Here is a 988-nt window from a genome sequence, read left to right as displayed (position 1 = left end):
GCGCGGGGAGGCGCCGGAAGGGGATGTCCCGGACGGGGGTGGACGTATGGTGGGCCCCGTGACGCCTTCGACCGGTTCCGCGGGACCCTCCACCGGGTCGTCCGCCGGCGCGCCCCGCTCGGTGCTGCTGGCCGAGGTGGCCCGGGCCACCCAGCGGCTGGCCGACGCCGGCGTGCCCTCGCCCCGGCACGACGCCGAGGAACTGGCCGCCTTCGTCCACGAGACCGACCGGGCCCGGCTGCACCTGGTGGCCGACCCGGACTTCGACGCCCGCTACTGGGAGGCGATCGCCCGCCGCGAGGCCCGCGAGCCGTTGCAGCACATCACCGGCCGGGCCTGGTTCCGCTACCTGGAACTGCGGGTGGGGCCCGGCGTCTTCGTGCCCCGCCCGGAGACCGAGTCCGTGGTGGGCTGGGCCATAGACGCCGTGCGTGCCATGGACGTCGCCGAGCCGCTGGTGGTCGACCTGTGCACCGGCTCCGGGGCCATCGCGCTGGCGCTGGCCCAGGAGGTGCCCCGGGCGCGGGTGCACGCGGTGGAGCTGGACGAGCGGGCGGTGGGGTGGGCCCGCCGCAACATCGCCTCCATCCCCGAGGGGACCCGGGTGACCCTCCACCACGGGAACGCCCTCACCGCCCTGCCGGAGCTGAACGGGCGGGTGGACCTGGTGATCTCCAACCCGCCGTACATCCCGCTCACCGAGTGGGAGCACGTCGCGCCCGAGGCCCGGGACCACGATCCGCAACTGGCGCTGTTCTCCGGCGAGGACGGACTGGACACCATCCGGGGCCTGGAACGCGCCGCGCACCGACTGCTGCGGCCCGGCGGGGTGGTCGTCGTCGAGCACGCCGACAGCCAGGGCGGCCAGGTGCCGTGGCTGTTCCCCGAGGACCGGGGCTGGGCGGACGCGGCCGACCACCCGGACCTGAACAACCGACCACGGTTCGCCACCGCCCGGCGGGTCGGTCACTGAGCCGACGTCCCGCCC

1 protein-coding gene is annotated in these 988 nt (G+C 75.8%); it reads left to right on the top strand.

Annotated features, from left to right (window positions below; all coding sequences use genetic code 11):
• The first annotated feature begins 58 nt into the window (after positions 1-58).
• Positions 59-973 (top strand): peptide chain release factor N(5)-glutamine methyltransferase, encoded by a 915-nt coding sequence (prmC, locus tag FNQ90_RS24730; RefSeq protein ID WP_182608370.1) that lies wholly within the window; start codon positions 59-61, stop codon positions 971-973.
• Positions 974-988: the final 15 nt, after the last annotated feature.

The sequence above is a fragment of the Streptomyces alkaliphilus genome (assembly GCF_014141535.1).
In the GTDB taxonomy this organism is placed as follows: Bacteria; Actinomycetota; Actinomycetes; order Streptomycetales; family Streptomycetaceae; genus Streptomyces; species Streptomyces alkaliphilus.
This window is presented reverse-complemented; position numbering and strand designations above follow the sequence as displayed.